Origin of the sequence: Fundicoccus sp. Sow4_F4 (assembly GCF_052116145.1) — a bacterium.
GTDB lineage: Bacteria > Bacillota > Bacilli > Lactobacillales > Aerococcaceae > Fundicoccus.
This window is the reverse complement of the sequence record NZ_JBQKLQ010000005.1, coordinates 164,456-184,316: the sequence shown is the minus strand read 5'-3', so window position 1 is coordinate 184,316 and position 19,861 is coordinate 164,456. Positions and strand designations below refer to the sequence as shown.

Below are 19,861 nucleotides of genomic sequence, written 5' to 3'. Positions count from 1 at the left end.
ACTTCCAGGTGATGTAGCCGTTTGATATATCACTTCCAGGTGATGTAGCGACTTGTTATATCACTTCCAGGTGATGTAGCCGTTTGATATATCACTTCCAGGTGATGTAGCAGTTTGTTATATCACTTCTAGGTGATGTAGCAGTTTGATATATCACTTCCAAGTGATAAAATCAGGTTTAATATTTTATTTTCTCATTTAAAACTATGTTATTGGACAAAAATCAGCTACAAATCTAATTATGAAATAAACTTAACGAAAACTTAATAAATTCGAGGCATGTTTGGACACTAATTACGTATTTATATATAAATAATAAAAGGAGAATCAGATATGTTGTATAAAACCCAAGCACATTATTGGTTGGAAGAAATGTATGTTCGTCAAGCGTTAGATGAGAAAGAACAACAAGATTTGAAGTATTGTGAATCAGGCTTTCAAGGAGAAGTTGAACTCGCAAGTATTCTTCAAAAAGAAATCCCTCAAGATTGGCTACTTCTTAAGGACTTACGATATAGAACACGCGGGGGAGAAATTCAAATTGATATATTGTTGGTTAAGCCATCAGGTGTGACTATTCTTGAAGTTAAAAATTATACTGCAGAATATATTTATAGTCAGGGCTTATGGCAAGTCAATGGTCGGCCCAAGTATCATGATGATTTTCGACAATTAGAAAGAACGCATCAACTTTTGGCTCAATTGATGCGTGAACAAGGATTTAAAATCCCCATGAGTAGTTATGTTGTTTTTATCAGTGAAGAGGATACAGTTGATATTGATGATGCTAGTTTACCCTTCATTAAACGTGCAAGGTTGCGTTCCTTTATTCGTAAATTACAGGAGGAAAGTAGAAAATATCCTCAAGAAACTTGGCAAAAAGAAGTAGAATGGCTATTGAAAAATAGTGTAGAGGATGATCATTTGATGTCTTTAACAGCAGAACGTTACGCAGTCGTTCAGAAAGGAATCTATTGTCCAGAATGTAAAAGTTTTAATACCAACTTCTATCATAAGCATTTCAAATGCGAAAACTGTTATTACTCAGAAGCTTTTTCGCGTACAGTTCTTAGAATGGCTTGTGCATTTGGAATCTTGTTTCCCTATGAACCACTCCGAGTTTTGAGAATTAAAAGTTTGGTAGATGATAGAATTAAATACAATACCATTCTCAATATAGTGACGAGTAACTTTCAGAAACATTCCGCTTCGAATAGTTATGTTAATACTCATAAGTCATTTGACTATTTATTTAAAGATAAAGCATTTAAGTACAAAATTAGACAGTAAAATTCTAACAAAATATTTATTTATTTTTCTCGGTTAGAAACGTTAATAAGATGAAAAAAACCTACAGTCGTACGACATTTTATTCCGCAATGTAGTCCGCCTGTAGGTTTAGTTTTTCGACCTCTACCTCTTAAAACAAAAAGCAAGCAGAGCCCCATTAGGCACTGCTTGCTTATCAAATTACCTATTAATCTTCCAACGGAACCACCAAACGTTCAACCACATACAATATAGCATTTACCAATAAACATAAACCTGCTGTTAATATAGTACCCCAAAATAGTTTAACTAAACTTGCTGTACGCATCCCATCAAATAGAATCGTTCCCAACCCACCTGCATTAATCGTCGCAGCAATTGTTGTAATACCTATCGTTGAAATAGCCGCAATTTTAATGCCAGCCAGTAGCCCCTTCATTGCGAGTGGTAGCTGAATTTTACGAAACACTTGTTGAGGCGTCATGCCCATCCCGGTAGCTGTCTCAACCATCAAAGGATCGACCTCCAACAAGGCAGTATTAAAACTTCGCAACAGAATATACTGACAATAAATCACCAAGACTACAATCGCAGTCGTACGACCTAAGCCAGTTAAAGGAATCAACAGAGCGAACAGCGCCATACTAGGGATGGAATAAACTACCGAAAACAAGTAAATAGAACGATTCAACCATCGTGGAAAACGAGCCAATAGCACAATCAGACTGGCCGCAATGATAATTGAGATCAACATCACCAGTCCAACAATCTGCACATGTTGCCAAGTTGCTTCAATTAAGCGGTCGTTGTAGCGAAGCCAGTAGTCAATCATTTGAACTCACCCCACAATGCTTCTTGTTCATTGACTGTATCAATCAATTTCTGAACAAAACCCGGTTGAGGAGAGCGAATAATTTCCCGAGGCGGAGCAAACTGACAAATACGACCGTGATCCATAATCATCACGCGATCGCCCAATTTAAAAGCTTCATTGATATCATGTGTCACAAAAATAAAGGTTTTATTATCTAATTGCTGATGAATTTTCTGGATTTCAGCTTGTAGATCTAAACGCGTTATGGCGTCCACCGCACCGAATGGCTCGTCCAACAACATAATGGCCGGATCAGCAGCTAAAGCACGGGCTACACCGACTCTTTGTTGTTGCCCACCAGACAATTCACGCGGACGACGGTTCAAATAATCCTCAGGAGGAAGTTTCACTAAATGAAGTAACTCTTCTGTACGAGCCAATATTTTCCTTTTATCCCATTTTAATAGACTAGGCACAGTCGCTATATTTTCAGCCACCGTCAAATGAGGAAATAGGCCGATTTGTTGTACAACATAGCCCATTTGTCGACGAAGTTGAATCGCATCAATCCCTCGTATATCATGACTATAAAACTCAATATGGCCGTTGTCAGGTTCAATTAATCGATTCATCATGCGAAGGGTAGTGGTTTTACCAGAGCCAGATGAACCTAAAACGGTGATGAACTCGCCTTCTTTAATTTGAAAAGAAACATCAGACAGAGCGGGCTCTGCGTTTAGATGAAATGTTTTACTGACCGATTTAAATTCAATAGCTATTGGCATCATCATACTCTCCCTTCAAAAGCTACTTAAGTGAATCGAAAAATTCCTTAGCAACTTCTAGATATTCTTCGCCATCAACATCGACTTTAGCATTCAATTCAATCATTTTTTCTGTGTCCAACTGATCATTAACTTCCCCTAGAATCTCTTCAATTTCCGGATGAGCCTCCAAGACATTATTACGCACAATCGGCACTAAATTATAAGGCGGCCAGAATTGCTTGTCATCTTCTAGAACTGTATACAAATCATTATTCACAAGCTGACCTTCGGTCGTATAGGCAGGCGTCACATCGGCTTCATCATTTTTTAACACTTGGTATTTTAAGCTATTATCATAAATCGTGGAAGAGGCCCAAGTAAAACTGCCATAGACGCCTTCTAAACCAGGAAGCCCATCTTCACGCATATCAAATTCACCTTGAGAAGCGAAACGCAACTCATCGGCGTGAGCTTGAAGATCAGAAATCGTCTCAATCTCTAATTCCTCGGCTTTGGCCGTCGTAATGACCAAACCTTGACTATCATTGGCCTGGGAATAGTCTAACCAGGTTAAGTCGAACTGCTCATTATATTCAGTCTTTACAATTTCAAACACTTTCTCCGGATCCGTTTCCATTGGCAACTGTAAAACCGTCAATAAGCCCGTACCAGTATATTCAGGATACAAATCAATTTCATCATTAGTAATCGCTGTATGTACAATCGCACTCGAGATAGCTGGCACGCGTTCCACGTCAAACCCCTCAGCCTCTAATGCTAAGGCATAAATTTCAGCCACCAGTAAATTCTCCGTAAAATCTTTTGAACCAATACGAATGGCTTCTCCTTCGTGATTAGCTGAGACGCTGACACTGCTGGTCACAATCGCAGAGGCGAACAACACTGCGACAAGACTGATTAAATATTTTTTTATCATTAAATATCACTCCTTCTAATAAAGTAATCGAACAAGACGGTTGAAAACAGAGACAGAATCGCGACCGATAACCCACCAATTAATAATAAATCTAGCCGATAAAGCCCTAGACCAGTGAAAATCAAAGTCCCTAAACCACCTGCACCAATATAAGTCGCTAAAGTCGCACTCGCGATGATTTCAACAAGCGCCAATTTAATGCCATTCAGTAAATAAGGCAAAGACAATGGAATCTGTATTTTACGAAATAATTGACGACTATTCATTCCCAAACCGGTTGCTGTTTCAATTGTGACTGCAGGCACTTCACTAAAACCAACTTGAGTATTAATCGCAATCGGAGGCACCGCCAGAAACACTAGCGCAATCGTCGCGGGCAACTTACCCGTTCCCACAATTGGAATTAGAATAAACAACACAGCTAAACTCGGAATAACGCGCAAAGCTTGCGAACCCGTCAAAAACAGATTACCTACACGCTTAAATCGGTAGCCAAAATATCCCAAGGGCAGGCCAATCAACATCGCAATCACTAAAGCACTCAAGCTCAAAGAAACATGTTCACTGACATATTGAACATACTTTGACGCATTCGTCCCAAAGTAATTAGCTAAATCCATGAACATCGTGGCACCCCCTCCTAGTGTAAGTGTAATAAACCAAGAAATAGTGCAACTAATTTGCACCCCCACCTCCGGATACAATAAGAACCACAGCCAGTCAACGAAACCAACAGCTGCAACAATTCCCAAATTAGACACATCCATGATAAACACTCAATCAGCAATGATTATCCCAACCAACCTGTTGCTAATAGTTATAGTAGACATGCTTTCTTATCTTGTATATCCTATAGATATCGACTAACCATGAAAGTTTAGAAAGTCCTAGGAGCGAGCATACCAAAGAGGAAAAGGTGACTGAAATGAAAAAGATACTTGTATTAGGTGGAACCAATTTTTTCGGCAAGAAAGCAGTACAACTATTATTAGATAAAGGCTATGATGTGACGCTTGCGACAAGAGGCAATAAACCAAATCCATTTGAAGGCAAGGCGCAGCATATCGCATTAGACGCAAGCGACCGCGACCATGCTGGTTGGGAATTCGTCCAGACAGAAAACTGGGACGCGGTGTTCGATAACATCTGTTATTATGCAAGCGATGCCCATATTCGGATTGATAAATTTGGAAAGCAACTGGAACATTATTATTTTACATCCTCTTTAGCTGTCTACGATGGTGCCAAAGATGGTTTTGTTGAAGCAGATTTTGATCCAACCGCATACCATATCGACCCCGAAAAACAGGTGGATTATGGCGAAGGCAAGCGTCAAGCCGAACAAGTCTTGTTCACAAAAGCACCATTCAAGGTAACTGCCTTTCGTTTTCCAATTGTTTTAGATGAGGATGATTATACGAAACGTTTGCACCTGTACGTTGAAAAAGCACTCAACAATGACACGATTCAATTTAATAACCCAGAAGCAAAAATTAATTTTGTTAAAGGTAGTAGTGCGGCTAATGCGATTGTATGGGTAATTGAAAACCAACAAACCGGTAGTCTAAATATAAGTTCTCGCGATTCGATTAGTCGTCAAACTTTTATCGAGTGGTTACAAGAAATGACTGGGCAAACAGTGAAAGTCGACTATACGCAAGAAACCATTACTGGTTCACCGTTTAATACACGAGAGAACTGGTATCTGATTTCAGATAAAATTGAAGCAGCAGGCTTTGGACTGGATGAACTTGAAAGTTGGTTAAAACCATTAATCAGAACATTAGCGACAGAAATGAAAGCCAGCCAATAATCACAAAACAAGAGCAGCCCAGGGGCTGCTCTTTAGTTTAACTAAGTTGGATCCAAAACCACAACAGAAGGAGTGAAACGACCAAGCGTACAATAAGATGGCTCCAGTGAAATGTGTTCATTACCAAGCCACTTATGGCAGCGGCGAGTAATAAACCGACTAATCCGATATAAAGTAAATTCAACGGCTCAGTTTTAATGGCAAAATACATTAAACACAGAGAAAATAGCGGATAGAGGGCATGCACCCATTGTAGACCATAAATTTTTGCATCTTCGCCAATTGCCAGGACCGTCAATAAACCATATAAAAAGGTCAAGATTCTTAACATTAACATTTACTCACTCCTCAAGATTATTTGATATACTTATTCTAAAAGATGGAGTGCGCTCCATGTCAAGAGAGGGGATTCAAATTGCGAACGAATGAAGTGGTGGCCAGAACAGGTCTGTCGAAAGATACGCTCAGATATTATGAAAAGCTTGGTTTAATCAGTCCCAACCGTGATCACTATGCACGCCTTTATAATGAAAAGGATCTTGAGCGTCTGCAGCATATTCAGCAACTCAAACACCTGGCTTATTCATTAAATGAGATTCAGCAATTAGTAGCTTTTGATGAAAGTTTTGAAACAATTGAAGATATCCAGACGATGCCTCTCAAGGACCGTCAAGAAATAGAAAGTCTGCTAGCGATTAAAATTGCCGAAACCCAGGACAAAATAGGACGCTTAAACGCTAGCTTGGAGCAACTCATTCGGATGCACCAAAAAATAAAAAACTTGCCGGAGTAATTGGAAATCATTTTTTTCCAATGATTTATTTAAAGATAGGAGTTTTTTTAAAGGATTATGAAATTGAAATTGAAAGACTTGGTCAGCAAAATCAACGTTATTTAGAAGTGTTTGAAGCAGAATTAAAAGCGGCCAATTTGAAAGCAAAGACGATTGCAAAGCATTTAGACAATACTGAATTTTATATAAATACTTATCTTATGAATCGATCGGTCCAAGAGATGAAAGACGGGTGTGGTTATGAACTCGATGCATATTTCGGAGATTATTTCGTTCGTAAACCCGACTGGGCCACACCAGCGACCATTAAAGCCAATGCCGCTAGTATTAAGAAATTCTACAAAGCCATGCTGACACATGGGCCTGTTGACAAAGAAAGTTACGATGAATTATGTGACGTCATTAAGGAAAGTATGTCAGACTGGCAAGGCGAGTGTGAAAGTTATAATGATGATGACGGCTTCTTTTTCTGATCCAATTGAAGGATATCCAAGTGTGATAGTGCTTTTGGCCGTTTTTTAGTATACTAAGGTGTATCGAGAACTTTTAAAGGTTAAGGTGAAGAAATGGCTAAAAAAAGATATCCAACAGAAACACTTGAAGTAACGATTGAATTTATCAACCCAAACGGTTACGGTTATGCCCGTTATATTCATCCACCAGATCGAGGATCGAATGGAAAACATCTAAATATTAATGTAACGAATGTTGTTCCAGGTGATGTGGTCAGAGTAACGGTTGAAAATGCGAAAGGTCGCAGTAAAGCAGTGGTTGAGTATGATGAGCTACTTAAAGCAGGCCCAACCCGTAATTTAGACGTCCCAATCCATGAAGCAATTTCTGGAGGAACCCCACTACAATATATGTTGTATGATGCGCAATTAGAATATAAATCGAATATGGTCAAAGATTACTTAAAAGAGTCCGGCTTTGATCCGGCTTTAGTTCAGCCGATTATTGGGATGGAAAATCCAGAGCGCTACCGTAATAAAATGGAATTGACTTTTGGTGCGACAGGCGAACTTGGCATGCATCAACAAGGGAATTTTCGCAATGTGATTGATTTAGAAGATTCGATTCTTGCGCCAAAAGTGATGGTTGAGATTAAACACGTTCTTGGTCAATGGCAAAAGGATTATAACTTTCCAGGTTATGACAAAGATGAAAAATCAGGTTTATTACGTAATTTATTACTTAGAACTTCTTTTGTGACAAAAGAGATTATGGTTGTTGTTTATGCGACGAAAGCACCAAGTGAATTGCAAGCAGCCGTCGATGATTTAGTTGAAAGACTGACATCGAAATTTGAGAATCTAGTCAGTTTACAGTGGGTAGAACACAAAGAAGCAGTTGAAAGAATTCAAGCTGATGAGACGTATATCCTGCATGGCCGTGATTATATCAATGATGAATTAAATGGCTTTAAGTATCGTATTTGGCCGGATACATTCTTTCAGGCTAATCCCGTACAAGCAGAAAAATTAGTTGAGTTGGCTCTTGAGATGGCTAATGTTAATTCAGACATGAAAGTATTAGACTTATTCTGTGGTGTGGGGACTTTTAGTTTACCACTTGCCAGAAACAGTAAAGAATTAGCTGGAATTGAAATTGTCGAAAATTCGATTATCTCTGCGCGTCGTAATGCGAAAGATAACGGTTTGGACAATACCTTCTTCATGACTTCTGACGCACGTACCGGGCTTAAAGAGTTAAGAGACGTTTGGGGCCAACCAGATATGTTACTCCTGGATCCACCTAGAAGTGGAGCAGGCGGTAAAGTGATGCGTAGCATCGGCCGCTACGGAACAGATAAGATTGTATATGTGTCCTGTGCGCCTAAAAGTTTAGCAGAAGATTTAGTCTGGCTACGTGAATTCGGTTATGAATTGGTCACGGTTCAACCAGTCGACCAATTCCCGCATACGACACATGTTGAGACTGTTTGTCTCTTAGTCAAAATAGATAAATAATAACGATCTAGCAGTAAATTATAGATGTAGGTAGCCCATGACTCTTAAATAAAGTTGTGGGCTTTCTATCATTTGAGATTGATTTAATGAAAGGATATGAACATGAAAATTACTAAGCATAAAGATAAGTATCTGATAGAAAACTCTGGAGAACAACTAGCTAAAGTCGAAACGTATCGAAATACTTATCATAAGAATCATTGTTATATCAAATTTGATTTGGAGGATACAGCAGTAATAAGTGAGGCGAACTTGTTTCAGAAAATTGCTGATGAAGAGAAGTCTCCACTACAAGTGATGATATCTTCTCTTGAAACTCAGAAAACAACTTTCTTAGCATCTCAAGGCTTTAAGAAGGCTAGAATTAGTCATGAAATGGAAGTAAAGAAACAAGATTTGCTAAAGGGTTTATCCTCTGGTGAAAGTAAAATATTCAAGGCAATCCGAGGTCAAAATGACTATAGAGAGTGTTGCGAGTTGCTTTTTAATCACTATAAAGAGACTCACCAAGCGATAAATCCTCTATCAGCTACTTTTGAGGACTTTACAAAGATTTTACCAGCAGAAGTTTACTATGTTAAAAATAATAGCATCCAACATGTTGCTTTCGTTTCGGATAATTTAATTGCTTATGTTTGCTCAAAAGATGAAAGTACGTTTGAGAATTTTGTATTAGCTGTTGTTAATAAACTTTTTGAAGAGAATCAGTCAATTGAGTTTGAGGCAGACGATGTAGATTGGGCCGCGATGACGTTGAAAAATCTATTTTTGACAGACTCAACGGAATCGTTTGATACCTGGATATATTAGAACTATGTCGTTTTAAGTTATCAAATAATTGAAAAAGTGATGCTTTACAAAATAGGCAAAGTTCCATTATATACTTTTGAATATAAACGTTTCTGAATTTGTTAGATACAATTGATAGATTCCGCAGAACATCAATAGGAAATTAAAACGGGTGACAGGAAGTTTAGATGAGATAAAAGTTATTGGAGATGCATTTGGTATCAAGTTTCAGCAGGGATTTGTTTGACCTGTTGGTGATGAAATAAAAGTTCCTATCGAATAAAGGAGACAGTCTATTATGATGATCAGTCCGGAAAGTTACTATGAAGAGCATCTTAAAGGAAAAACGAAAGAGGAAATAATGACCACTATCCGAGGGCTTAAGCAAGAAATAGGTCGCCTCAAAAATTCTCTGGAAAACCCATATGCTGACAAGAAAACTGTTATTAAGCCCAGTAAAGATAACCGAATTTATTGGAACCGTGAGTATTTAGATATAGCCAAACAAGCCTATGTTGAGGCTGGCGGAATTTATAATTTATCAAAGGCTGAAAAAAAGATAGCTGATTTTGATGCAAACGTTAATGCTATCTGTAAGATTACTTTTAACATTGGAGGTTATTTGGGTGGTTATCGTACCTATATTGTACTGCTATCCGATGAATTGAAAGCCTATACAAAGTTATGGGAAGTAAAGGAACCACTCTTATTATTGGATGATAATGATGAACCATATACAAAAAATATATTCGTAGCTGCGCTTAAAGAGCTACACATCAGTGAGTGGAGACGACATTATACAACTGGACGCTTTGGATACACGGTACTTGATGGAACACAGTGGGAGTTGGAATTTAAATATAGTGATGGGCATAAGGCGGTAGTATTTGAAGGAGATAACTCTTACCCTTATAACTTTAATACGCTTTTGAGACTATTTGGCATTGATGTCATTGAGCGGGATTAGGATGAGGATACTCGATATTTTGATAAAATATCTATCTATGATTTAGACATACAGTCTTGGAGAATGGGTTATTGATAAATAATACGATCTAGCGGTAACTTGTAGATGTAGAAAGCCCATGACTCTAAACAAAGTTGTGGGTTTTCCGTTTATCCCCTAATCGTGATAAGATAATTGAAGAAAGATACCGCTTTATTTCAATTATGAAAATACACTACAAAATAGCACCATTAATATTAGGAAGGTGAAAATATGAACTTCAATAGTAACTATTTAGAAACTTATAAAAATCTTTTAGAAACCACTGAACTTCAACTTGGTTATCAGGAATTCATTAAATTATTTAGGTTTCTACGTGTTGGGCTTGAAAAAGAATTACCGGACTATTCTTTTTCTGGTAATATCGCTGAGAATAATATGGATTTTGCCTATTTTCAATTAACTGATCCAGAATTAAAGGCAAAGGGGATTAAAATTCAACTTGTCTTTGTACATAAGACATTTAGATTTGAAGTTTGGGCTTCCGGTCATAACAGAAAAATTCAAACTCACTATTACAATCGGTTAAAAGATCAACCTCTGAAATACGTCCTAAACGATAATCCTCAAAGAGTGGATTACATTATTAAACAGGAAATCGATAATATTGAGTTGCAGAGCGGGGAATATGTTATTTCTAAAATAAAACCTGTCATTTTGGAAATGGTAGAATTTGTGAAGAAGCAGATGGATAATTTATGATGCGGATGTATTTAAAAAACGAGCTACAAATTTATCTTTGAGCAAATTATGACAGATAAAATTGAGTCGATGATTCCTTAGAATGAGAAGCGTGAAAGGAGAATTGCTATGACCTTAACTTTATTTATTCAAGCAATCGCAAAATTCACATTGGGACTTTTGCTAGTAGGGCTATTGATATTCTTACCAGCTGGAACGACCGCATATGCTAATGCATGGCTATTCATGGGCATCCTGTTTATTCCGATGTTTTGCGCGGGGCTTGTCATGATGTATAAAAATCCAGAGTTATTAAGAAAACGACTGAATGCAAAAGAAAAACAAAAAGATCAAAGCCTGGTTGTAAAACTAAGTGGATTAATGTTTTGTGCAGGCTTTATTGTGGCTGGACTAGGCGTTCGGTTTAATTGGTATATTTTGCCAAAGGGAGTAGTGATTTCAGCGACCCTAGTTTTTCTTGTGGCCTACCTTTTATATGCTGAGGTGCTGCGTGAGAACACCTATCTTAGTCGGACAATAGTGAAGCAGGAAAACCAAAAGTTGATAGATACAGGGCTTTATGGAATTGTCAGACATCCAATGTATAGTGCGACGGTTTTGCTGTTTTTATCGATGCCTTTGATACTAGGATCAATTTACGCCTTTGCTATTTTCCTGTTGTATCCATTAATTATTGCTAAACGAATCAAATCAGAAGAGGTATTTCTTGAACAAGAATTGTCAGGCTATGCCGAGTATAAGCAAAAGGTACCTTATCGATTGATACCATTTATTTGGTAATAGCCAAAATAGGCTAAAAATCACCTGACTCGATATGGTTTAAAGGAGAAATTTAATGAAAGTAATATTGATTCATGGCCTGGGGCAAGAACCTTCGAGCTGGGAGGCAGTCAAGGAAAAATTATCCGTGAAGGATACATCAGAGATTAATTTGGTTGTTGTACAAGATAAAGGTCCGATTGGCTATAAAAATTTATATGATGAAGTTAAACGTATTTGTGGTAACTCAGGAGACAAATTTTCGGTATATCACTTGGAGGTACTTTAGCCCTTAATTATGCAGTTGATTTCCCAGAAGCTGTCGATTCATTGACTTTGATAAATACCCAATTTAAAATGCCGAAAGTATTACTGTCACTTCAAAATATATTTTTTAAATTTATTCCGAGATGAGTTGCAAAAGAATACGGTTGGTTGTTAAGGATTCTGCTGATGAGTCATCCTACGTTCCAGTGTTGGAAGCGGCCGGATATGTGCTACAGATTCGAGAACTTGACTGGTTTGAGCATCGTTTGTTTAAAGGACCGGATACCGATATTAATCTGCATGTGTTCAGTTTGGGCACATCAGAGATTGATAGAATGTTACGCTTCCGTGATTGGTTGCGGACTAATGATACTGATCGGGACAAATATGCACAAGTCAAACGAAGCTTGGCAAAGAATAAATGGAGGCATGTCCAGCACTATGCGAATGCTAAAACATCAATAGTACAGGAAATCATGAAAAGAGCGAATAGTAATAATGCTTAAGGAGAGTGTCATGTTTTCTTGGTTTGTTATAGGAGGTTATATCAATGAAAAATACAGTAGATAATTTGTCGAAAAGTAAAGTTATTTTAATGTGCGGCCCTGCGGGAGCAGGTAAATCAACACTAGCAAAAAAATTTGAAAGGACCGGGATGACAATACTATCTTATGATGAAGAATCATTCAAACGAGGTTTGAATGAACATCCTTTACCTCAGGAGGTTTTAGAAGATATTAAAACCTATCTTGATGAAAAACTAATTTCACTTATCATGCAAAACATTGATATTGTTCTCGATTATTCATTTTGGTCTAGAGAAATGAGAAATGAATATATTTCATTATTAAAGAAATACGACATAGAACCCAAAATCTATTATATAAAGACACCTAAGGAAGTTGTTATGGAACGTATTCGAAAAAGAAACGGAAATCATCAAAATGATATCATATTGACGGAGCAAACAGCTTCCACTTATTATGATCATTTTCAACCCCCAACTGATGAAGAAGGTGAAGTTATAGTAGTCGAGGGATATTAATATTGTGGTTTTAGGCATGGAAATTGTACTAGATGATAAGTTTTGTCAAATTTTTTGAAAGATATACTTCCAACAAGGGGATACCAGCTTCAGGTGATATCATTATTGTCATCTCAGAGCAGGGGGTAGTATTGATTCAGCCGGAAGAATAAGTGGCGATGCAATGAAGACGATGAATGCATTATTGAAATTACAGGAAAAAAACTTACTGAAATACGTTATGTTTATTCTTTTGACAACTCTACTCAATCATGATTATGCAATTAGACACGTTATTTTTTTTCATGAATGGATATGTTCCCGTCTACCGATAGTGCTAAAAACGCAGTGGATATGTTTCCGAGAACGAACATACTCAAATGACATTCATTCTGTCCTCTCAAGCCATGTTGAGACGATTGTGTTGATGGAGAAGAAGTATGAAGAATAAGTAATAGAGTGACGAACCTAGGCTTTGTGATAATGTTTGAACTCTCATTTTTAGATGGATTGTAATATTAAATACGACAACAAAAACAATAAGAGTGCTCCACACTCTATGCCATGTGTACAGACCCTATAATATTTGTTTGATTTAGTGTTGACAATCCAATTTGGCAAGACCTATAAATTTTGTACGAATACTGTAGGGTAGTAAAAGATATTCTCCACTATACTAAAGTAAACCAAAAGAGAGGAGGGAAACCAAAATGAATATTATCAAGTCGTTCAATAATACGATTGATTATCTTGAAACAGTTCTTGATGATGAGATAGAGGAAAGGAAAGTAACGCAGCTATCAGGATACTCTTATTCAATGTTTAGTCGATTATTTTCTATTCTAACTGAAATAACGCTTTCGGAATATTTAAGAAGTAGAAGATTAACAGAAGCAGCCATAATATTAAGAGATACCGATGAAAAGATTATTGACATTGCCCTCAAATTTGGATATGAGTCATCAGATTCATTTGGTTCTGCTTTTAAGAATTTTCATGGATTTACCCCTTCAGAGGTACGAAATGGGAAGCCATTCAAATTATTTTCACGAGTGCAATTATCACTTAGTGTAAGAGGAGGAAGAAGTATGAATATTACAATTCAAAAGAAAAAAGCCTTTACAGTTGCAGGGATTAATGAACAAAACATCAACTCATCAGTATGCCCAAGTGTTTGGGATAAGCTATATAAAAAATATAGCCACGATGAACTTTTAGGTTTAGGAAGCGATCAAAGTGTAGGTATTTGTCATGACATAGTAAACCTTGATAATCACGATGTTTTAGAAAACAATACCATAAACTATATGGCAGGCTATATAGTTACTGATATAGACAAAGCCATAAGCATGGGCTTAGATGTTTTGGAAGTGGAAGAAGCAGAGTATGCAGTTGTAGAGTTAATAGGAAGTGTTCCGGAATGTATTCATAACGGGTGGAAATATGCGATGGAAGTATTTTTTCCCGAGCATGGCTATGCACATTCAGGAAAACCCGACTTTGAATATTACTATGAAGGTGATATGCACAGCAAAGACTACAAAATGGAACTTTGGATTCCGATAACTAAAGCTTAATAAATCCCAGTCAATCTTTCTGAAACCTTTTAACTATAGATAGTAGATATCGTTAAAAGGTTTTATGATAAGTTTTCACGAACGGACACGCTGACTAGTTATTCATATTGTCCTAGCGTGCCATGTGGAGTGTGTATCGTTGCTACAAAGAGAAACTATATAGAAATCCTTAGTTTTAAACACTTTCACAAGCATTTCGTGTTTGTGGGAGAAGGTGAAAAAACGAGAAATAAAGTACTGAAAAACCACATTACCATTTCAGTGGTAATTGATCAGGGTATGGGAACACAATAGAATAAAAATATTGTAAGGCGTTCAAATAAAATGAACGTCTTTTTTTTGCGCCTAAAAAAGGAGAATAGAAGGTGGAATATGACAAAACTAACTTTAGGAAGTTTATTTGATGGGATTGGTGTATTTCCATTAGCTGCTTCTCGTTATGGGGTTCAACCGATTTGGGCAAGTGAAATTGAAAAAGCTCCCATATCTATTACGAAGCGGCATTTTCCTAACATCCATCATTTAGGAAATATTACAAAAGTAAATGGTGGGGAAATTCCACCTGTTCATATCATTACATTTGGTTCACCTTGTCAGAACCTATCTAATATTGGTAAACGAGAAGGTCTTACTGGAAGTCAATCCAGTTTATTTTATCATGCAATCCGAATCATAGAAGAAATGAGGTGTGCAACGAATGGAACATATCCAGTTATTGCTGTTTGGGAAAACGTCATGGGAGCTTTTTCATCAAATAACAGGCTGGATTTTAAGGCCGTACTTGAATCGTTCACAAATGACGAAATGTACCCATGAGGACCTTGAAATATAACAAGAATATTTTCCTTCTCTACTTCAAACGCTTTCCATTGAGGATTCGCATAAGCCATATGCCCAGTAATGTAGTCACCATCGCTGGTTCGGATTAATTGTAACGGTGCATGAGTGGCAATTGGCTTCCCCTGAACTATTGTAACAACCGTACCAAAAGAGTTTTTTTGAATAAATTCCCACATTTCATCAACATTTGTCATCTTAAAATTTTTGGAAAATACATAGAAATCCACCTTTCCAATAGGGTTATACGAGTGTTTTGCTCATGATCAAATCTGTTTGCTCTTCATCACCCATAAAAAAGGAGTGGGTTCCGATTTTAATAAATCCCATTTTCTTATAAAAGGAAATAGCATTTTCATTCTTTTCCCATACACCTAACCAGATTTTCTTTCTATTATGTTCCTTCGCAACTTCCAATGCTTTATTAAACAGAACTTTACCAAGCCCATGTCTTTGAAATTTGTTCTTAATATAAATCCTTTCGATTTCAAGTGAATCATGGCCCATTTCTTCAGACTGAGCATCATTGATATTGATTTTTAAATATCCAGCGACTTCATTTTTAAAATAAACAAAATAAAACTCTGAAGAAATATTGGATAATTCATTTTCTAATTGTTCAAGGTTAAATGCCCTTTCCAAATAGGACGTCATATTTTCAGGTGAATTCTGATCTTTAAATGTTGCATTGAATGTTTCTATACTTATTTCTTGAAGTGCTTGTAAATCCTCAACCGTGCACTTTTTCGTTCTTATCGTCATGTTACTTTTTCGCCCCTTAATATAATCAATAACTTCTCTTGTTCCCTTTTTTTACATATTCCCAGTCAACCTCTATATTCTTTCTAACTCTTTGAAGAAGGTGAGAAATGATTTCTACTTCTCTTTCGCTAAAACCTGCTAATGCGACACTATTCGAATGATCATTCTCTCTTTTAATCTTAGGATAAACATTTTCCCCCTTCATAGTTGGAAAGATTTTTTTAATTTTCTTGTTATACTTATCTTCTCTTCTTTCAATAAAGCCATTCTTTTCAAGTTTCTTTATAGCTCGAGAGGCTGTTGTTCGATCTACTTTTATCATCTCAGCCAACTGTTCTTGAATGATTCCGGGGTGCTCACATATTCGTACAAGATACAAATACTGTCCTTTTGTAAGGTCATATTCTTTAAATTCTATATTACTTATAGAATCTAACGCTCTTGCTATCATTCCAATCTCACGAAGAATCTCCTTCATAAATTAACTCCTTATTAAATGTTTTATTGCAAATGCAACAAGATTAATCGACATTAAATTTAACCTATTTTTGTTGTATTTGCAACAAAAAATAAAATAATGAGGTATCGAAAAGTGAAATATATTTTTTATGTATTAGGAATTTTATTATTAACCCTTAGTATTTCATTTACAATACAATCAGACCTTGGAACTTCACCCTTTGATGCAGTTTTGCTGGGACTATCTATAAGGGTAGGGCTTACCGTGGGAAGTTGGGTAATAATAGCTTTAACATTGAGTTGTTGTAATTCATTTTTGATTAGACAAAGACCTGACGTTTTGGGGCTGCTAACAGCAGCCATAACAGGTATCGGTATCGATAGTGTAGTGACCCCCAAAAGGTAGAGTAAAAAAATCTAACTTTTGGGGGTCACAACATTTCGCTGACTAACTGAGTCTTTTGCTTTATTTAAAAATAGAGACTAAAGCTTGAATAGCTTGATCAATTTCATCAAGCTCTAGCCCACCATAACCTAATATATAACTTTGGTCGAACCGGTTCTTTAATTTAGCGTAGTGGTTGACCGGTTGTAAGCGGATCTTATTTTCAGCCAGCCTAGCTTGAATCACGTCAGTCGGTGGAATCTCACCCTCAAAGTTAATAATTAAGAAAAGTCCAGCCCCTGCTTCCTTAATGGTTAGGGGTAGTTGGGTTTGGTTAAGCGCTGCTAGAACCGCTTTTTCCTTACGACGGTAATTAGTCCGCAGGCTATTAATATATTTAGGAAAATGGGGAGAATTGAGAAAATCAGTCATTAAATATTGCTCAAAGCTGGAAATATCACTGATTTTTAATTTAGCTTGATGGAATTTATTCATTAATTGATCGGGTAAAACTAAATAAGACATCTTAAAAATTGACCCCATACTTTGACGAAAGGCCCCTAATAAAATGACTCGCTCTTGGTCGTCCAGACTTGTCAAAGCAGGAACAGGACGGCCCTTAAGGCGGAACTCATTATAGTAGTCATTTTCAATAATATAACGGTTTTCTGCCTGATAGGCCCATTTTAATAAACGCTGACGTCGACGCATCCCTATGATAATGCCAGTGGGAAACTGATGGCTGGGAGTAGTTATCACGATGTTAGCTGAGGTAGTCTCCAAAACTTTAACTGAGAAACCATATTTATCAATCGGAATTCGAATCGTCTTTTGATGATAGTCTGTAAAGAAATCTAAATTTTTATAATAGCCAGGATCTTCTAAGGCATAAATCGCATCGTCTAATAAGGCAAATAGTGTCTGTAAGCTAGCCGTATGACCACCTGTAATGATGATATTGTCAGCTGAAGTCTTCACTCCCCGATATTTACGTAAATAATTAGCAATAGCCAAGCGTAAAGAGAGAGCACCCAAGTCATCTTTTAAATTACAATTAACCACGCTTCTTGCTAGCGCTTCGGGTGCATACTGCAATAATTGTTTGGGATTTAAAGTTGACATATCACGGTTGGCAAAGTGAAAATCATAAGTATATTGGCTGACTTCACTTATTGTAGAATGCTCATGTTTTAGCGGCTTTGTCTCCATTTCCTCAGAGGGCAACATATCAATTTCTAGTAAATCCACATAATAACCAGATCTTTCCCTCGGCACTATATAGCCTTCATCGGTCAGTTGGTCATAAGCGTTAATGACTGTATTAAGACTGACTTTTAAATGATCTGCCAAAGCCCTGCGTGAGGGGAGTTGGTCTCCACTTTTTAAATGTCCTTGGGCAATTTGCCGAATGACTTCATCGACTATTTGTAAGTAGAGGTGTTGGTCTTCGTTAAAGTTTACCGTAATCATGCTTTTCCTCCTCTCGTATTATCCATTATACAATAAATAACTAGTTGGACCCATAAAAATATCTGTTTTTGCATCTTAAGAAACATCCAAAAGATTGTTAAAGTGGAGATAATATGTATAAAGGAGCAATCAAAATGAAACGATCAATTGAAGAAGTACATAAACAATTAGCTGGTGGCGTCATTATGGACGTGATAAATGTGGAACAAGCTAAAATTGCTGAAGCAGCTGGTGCCGTAGCGGTCATGGCTTTAGAAAGAGTTCCTGCAGACATTCGAGCTGCTGGTGGTATTAGTCGGATGAGTGACCCTCAAATGATAAAAGAAATTCAAGCAGCAGTTTCTATACCAGTCATGGCGAAAGTAAGAATTGGTCACTTTGTCGAAGCTCAAATCTTAGAAAGTTTACAAATTGACTATATTGATGAGTCAGAAGTCTTATCAGTCGCTGATCAAGTTTATCATATTGATAAACAACCCTTTGAAACACCTTTCGTTTGTGGAGCTAGAGATTTAGGTGAAGCTTTACGCCGTATTCAAGAAGGGGCTAAAATGATTCGTACTAAAGGTGAAGCAGGAACAGGGGATGTCAGTCAAGCGGTTAGTCACTTAAGAAAAATCCATGAACAAATCCGCTATGTGGCTTCGTTACAAGATGATCAGCTCTTTAACCAAGCTAAGGAGTTAGGTGTCTCTTATGATTTATTAAAGCGAGTCCATGATACGGGGAAATTACCTGTGTTGAACTTTTCTGCTGGCGGGGTGGCAACCCCTGCTGATGCGGCTTTAATGATGCAATTAGGTGCTGAAGGAGTTTTCGTTGGTTCAGGTATTTTCAAATCAGGTAATCCAGAAAAACGTGCCAAAGCCATAGTTGAAGCAGTAGCCCATTACAAAGATGCTGCCAAATTAGTCGAAATCTCAACTGATTTAGGCGAAGCGATGGTAGGTATTAATGAAGACGAAATTAAAGTCATCATGTCTAACCGTTAACCATTAAAAACAAGGTTTTCAAAAGTCAGTGGGCTTGGTCTCCTGACTTTTTTTATTTTGTCCTAGGCAGTTTGGGAGTTCCTCTTCCTTGGGAGTTATCGAGGAGTTACTTAACACCACGTCAAGGGAGGAAATTGTAAACGACGAAGAGTATTGGTTTATAAAAGAAGAATACTTAAAAGCATTAGGTGGCATGTATGCTCGTTTAAGATTAGTGGCTCAAGTTGATTCAGAAGAGTTAACATTAGTAAACAAGTATCAGTGAAGTTCTATAGCACGTCAAAAGTGTATTCAATATTATGGATGTAAGTGTTTTGTCTGTGGCTTCGAATTCGAAAAGGTATATGGCGAACACGATAAAAACTTTATTCGTGTTCACCATCTAATACCAATGAACTAAATTGGAAAAGTCCATGTCAATGATACGATGGATTTAAGGAGGCAATAAGCCCTGAAACTTACGATCAAT

General features: G+C 37.1%; 26 protein-coding genes and 1 pseudogene. 18 read left to right on the top strand and 9 right to left on the bottom strand.

Features of this window, described 5'->3' with window-relative positions; genetic code table 11:
* Positions 1 to 333: 333 nt before the first annotated feature.
* A complete protein-coding gene (locus tag ACTQ5J_RS09200; protein ID WP_441752484.1) occupies positions 334 to 1,290 on the top strand; it encodes a nuclease-related domain-containing protein in 957 nt (318 codons plus the stop codon).
* Positions 1,291 to 1,477: 187 nt separating this feature from the next.
* On the opposite strand, the gene ACTQ5J_RS09195 is transcribed toward ACTQ5J_RS09200, so the two are convergent.
* The 4 genes from ACTQ5J_RS09195 to ACTQ5J_RS09180 are packed head-to-tail and all read right to left on the bottom strand — an operon-like array spanning position 1,478 to position 4,413.
* The gene (locus tag ACTQ5J_RS09195; RefSeq protein ID WP_441752483.1) at positions 1,478 to 2,101 is read right to left on the bottom strand and encodes an ABC transporter permease; all 624 of its coding nucleotides are present in this window, start codon (positions 2,099 to 2,101) and stop codon (positions 1,478 to 1,480) included.
* Positions 2,098 to 2,868, bottom strand: coding sequence for an ABC transporter ATP-binding protein (locus ACTQ5J_RS09190; protein ID WP_441752482.1), 771 nt, complete (start codon positions 2,866 to 2,868; stop codon positions 2,098 to 2,100). Before ACTQ5J_RS09190 ends, ACTQ5J_RS09195 begins: the two co-directional genes overlap by 4 nt.
* 22 nt (positions 2,869 to 2,890) lie before the next feature.
* Positions 2,891 to 3,787: a glycine betaine ABC transporter substrate-binding protein gene (locus ACTQ5J_RS09185; protein WP_441752481.1), complete on the bottom strand. Its 897-nt coding sequence runs from the start codon at positions 3,785 to 3,787 to the stop codon at positions 2,891 to 2,893.
* Positions 3,787 to 4,413: an ABC transporter permease gene (locus ACTQ5J_RS09180; protein WP_441752515.1), complete on the bottom strand. Its 627-nt coding sequence runs from the start codon at positions 4,411 to 4,413 to the stop codon at positions 3,787 to 3,789. Before ACTQ5J_RS09180 ends, ACTQ5J_RS09185 begins: the two co-directional genes overlap by 1 nt.
* Positions 4,414 to 4,712: 299 nt before the next feature.
* On the opposite strand from ACTQ5J_RS09180, the gene ACTQ5J_RS09175 reads away from it, so the two are divergent.
* The gene (locus ACTQ5J_RS09175; protein WP_441752480.1) at positions 4,713 to 5,600 is read left to right on the top strand and encodes an NAD-dependent epimerase/dehydratase family protein; all 888 of its coding nucleotides are present in this window, start codon (positions 4,713 to 4,715) and stop codon (positions 5,598 to 5,600) included.
* Positions 5,601 to 5,637: 37 nt separating this feature from the next.
* Here ACTQ5J_RS09175 and ACTQ5J_RS09170 read toward each other — a convergent pair whose 3' ends face one another.
* Complete coding sequence (locus ACTQ5J_RS09170; RefSeq protein WP_441752479.1) at positions 5,638 to 5,937, bottom strand: hypothetical protein; 300 nt, start codon at positions 5,935 to 5,937, stop codon at positions 5,638 to 5,640.
* 78 nt (positions 5,938 to 6,015) lie between these two features.
* Between ACTQ5J_RS09170 and ACTQ5J_RS09165 the strand changes: the two genes are divergently transcribed.
* From ACTQ5J_RS09165 to ACTQ5J_RS09105, 13 genes are all read left to right on the top strand, one after another.
* Positions 6,016 to 6,393, top strand: a complete 378-nt coding sequence (locus ACTQ5J_RS09165) for a MerR family transcriptional regulator (protein ID WP_441752478.1) — start codon at positions 6,016 to 6,018, stop codon at positions 6,391 to 6,393.
* A 20-nt stretch (positions 6,394 to 6,413) separates the two neighbouring features.
* Positions 6,414 to 6,866, top strand: coding sequence for a hypothetical protein (locus ACTQ5J_RS09160; RefSeq protein ID WP_441752477.1), 453 nt, complete (start codon positions 6,414 to 6,416; stop codon positions 6,864 to 6,866).
* Between the two features lie 93 nt (positions 6,867 to 6,959).
* On the top strand, positions 6,960 to 8,363 hold the full coding sequence (gene rlmD, locus ACTQ5J_RS09155; RefSeq protein WP_441752476.1) for a 23S rRNA (uracil(1939)-C(5))-methyltransferase RlmD: 1,404 nt from the start codon (positions 6,960 to 6,962) through the stop codon (positions 8,361 to 8,363).
* A 102-nt stretch (positions 8,364 to 8,465) separates the two neighbouring features.
* A complete protein-coding gene (locus ACTQ5J_RS09150) occupies positions 8,466 to 9,173 on the top strand; it encodes a hypothetical protein (protein WP_441752475.1) in 708 nt (235 codons plus the stop codon).
* Positions 9,174 to 9,450: 277 nt separating this feature from the next.
* A complete protein-coding gene (locus tag ACTQ5J_RS09145; RefSeq protein ID WP_441752474.1) occupies positions 9,451 to 10,119 on the top strand; it encodes a hypothetical protein in 669 nt (222 codons plus the stop codon).
* A 252-nt stretch (positions 10,120 to 10,371) separates the two neighbouring features.
* The gene (locus ACTQ5J_RS09140) at positions 10,372 to 10,860 is read left to right on the top strand and encodes a DUF7000 family protein (protein ID WP_153833512.1); all 489 of its coding nucleotides are present in this window, start codon (positions 10,372 to 10,374) and stop codon (positions 10,858 to 10,860) included.
* Positions 10,861 to 10,968: 108 nt separating this feature from the next.
* On the top strand, positions 10,969 to 11,640 hold the full coding sequence (locus ACTQ5J_RS09135; RefSeq protein WP_441752473.1) for a methyltransferase family protein: 672 nt from the start codon (positions 10,969 to 10,971) through the stop codon (positions 11,638 to 11,640).
* A 55-nt stretch (positions 11,641 to 11,695) separates the two neighbouring features.
* Positions 11,696 to 11,908, top strand: coding sequence for a hypothetical protein (locus ACTQ5J_RS09130; RefSeq protein ID WP_441752472.1), 213 nt, complete (start codon positions 11,696 to 11,698; stop codon positions 11,906 to 11,908).
* Positions 11,878 to 12,033 (top strand): alpha/beta fold hydrolase, encoded by a 156-nt coding sequence (locus ACTQ5J_RS09125; protein ID WP_441752514.1) that lies wholly within the window; start codon positions 11,878 to 11,880, stop codon positions 12,031 to 12,033. The genes ACTQ5J_RS09130 and ACTQ5J_RS09125 overlap by 31 nt, the downstream gene beginning before the upstream one ends.
* Positions 12,030 to 12,392 carry a GrpB family protein gene (locus ACTQ5J_RS09120; RefSeq protein WP_441752471.1) on the top strand — a complete coding sequence of 121 codons (363 nt, stop codon included), beginning with the start codon at positions 12,030 to 12,032 and terminating at the stop codon, positions 12,390 to 12,392. Before ACTQ5J_RS09125 ends, ACTQ5J_RS09120 begins: the two co-directional genes overlap by 4 nt.
* A 44-nt stretch (positions 12,393 to 12,436) precedes the next feature.
* Positions 12,437 to 12,931, top strand: a complete 495-nt coding sequence (locus ACTQ5J_RS09115) for an AAA family ATPase (protein ID WP_441752470.1) — start codon at positions 12,437 to 12,439, stop codon at positions 12,929 to 12,931.
* Positions 12,932 to 13,620: 689 nt separating this feature from the next.
* On the top strand, positions 13,621 to 14,487 hold the full coding sequence (locus ACTQ5J_RS09110) for an AraC family transcriptional regulator (RefSeq protein ID WP_153862759.1): 867 nt from the start codon (positions 13,621 to 13,623) through the stop codon (positions 14,485 to 14,487).
* A 372-nt stretch (positions 14,488 to 14,859) separates the two neighbouring features.
* Entirely contained in the window at positions 14,860 to 15,303 is a 444-nt protein-coding gene (locus ACTQ5J_RS09105) for a DNA cytosine methyltransferase (RefSeq protein ID WP_441752469.1), read from the top strand.
* A 32-nt stretch (positions 15,304 to 15,335) separates the two neighbouring features.
* Here the strand turns inward: ACTQ5J_RS09105 and ACTQ5J_RS09100 are convergent.
* The 3 genes and pseudogenes from ACTQ5J_RS09100 to ACTQ5J_RS09090 form a co-directional block, all read right to left on the bottom strand.
* Positions 15,336 to 15,503: pseudogene (locus ACTQ5J_RS09100) on the bottom strand (FMN-binding negative transcriptional regulator); the annotation flags it as partial.
* A 64-nt stretch (positions 15,504 to 15,567) separates the two neighbouring features.
* Positions 15,568 to 16,086 carry a GNAT family N-acetyltransferase gene (locus tag ACTQ5J_RS09095; protein ID WP_441752468.1) on the bottom strand — a complete coding sequence of 173 codons (519 nt, stop codon included), beginning with the start codon at positions 16,084 to 16,086 and terminating at the stop codon, positions 15,568 to 15,570.
* 25 nt (positions 16,087 to 16,111) lie between these two features.
* A complete protein-coding gene (locus tag ACTQ5J_RS09090) occupies positions 16,112 to 16,564 on the bottom strand; it encodes a MarR family winged helix-turn-helix transcriptional regulator (RefSeq protein ID WP_441752467.1) in 453 nt (150 codons plus the stop codon).
* 114 nt (positions 16,565 to 16,678) lie between these two features.
* On the opposite strand from ACTQ5J_RS09090, the gene ACTQ5J_RS09085 reads away from it, so the two are divergent.
* Entirely contained in the window at positions 16,679 to 16,951 is a 273-nt protein-coding gene (locus tag ACTQ5J_RS09085) for a hypothetical protein (RefSeq protein ID WP_441752466.1), read from the top strand.
* Positions 16,952 to 17,011: 60 nt separating this feature from the next.
* Here the strand turns inward: ACTQ5J_RS09085 and pdxR are convergent, their stop codons facing one another.
* Positions 17,012 to 18,400, bottom strand: coding sequence for a MocR-like pyridoxine biosynthesis transcription factor PdxR (gene pdxR, locus ACTQ5J_RS09080; RefSeq protein ID WP_441752465.1), 1,389 nt, complete (start codon positions 18,398 to 18,400; stop codon positions 17,012 to 17,014).
* A gap of 134 nt (positions 18,401 to 18,534) precedes the next feature.
* Between pdxR and pdxS the strand changes: the two genes are divergently transcribed.
* Together pdxS and ACTQ5J_RS09070 are read left to right on the top strand one after the other, a co-directional pair.
* Positions 18,535 to 19,392 (top strand): pyridoxal 5'-phosphate synthase lyase subunit PdxS, encoded by an 858-nt coding sequence (gene pdxS, locus ACTQ5J_RS09075; RefSeq protein WP_441752464.1) that lies wholly within the window; start codon positions 18,535 to 18,537, stop codon positions 19,390 to 19,392.
* An 88-nt stretch (positions 19,393 to 19,480) separates the two neighbouring features.
* Positions 19,481 to 19,657, top strand: a complete 177-nt coding sequence (locus ACTQ5J_RS09070; RefSeq protein ID WP_441752463.1) for a hypothetical protein — start codon at positions 19,481 to 19,483, stop codon at positions 19,655 to 19,657.
* The last annotated feature ends 204 nt before the right edge of the window (positions 19,658 to 19,861 follow it).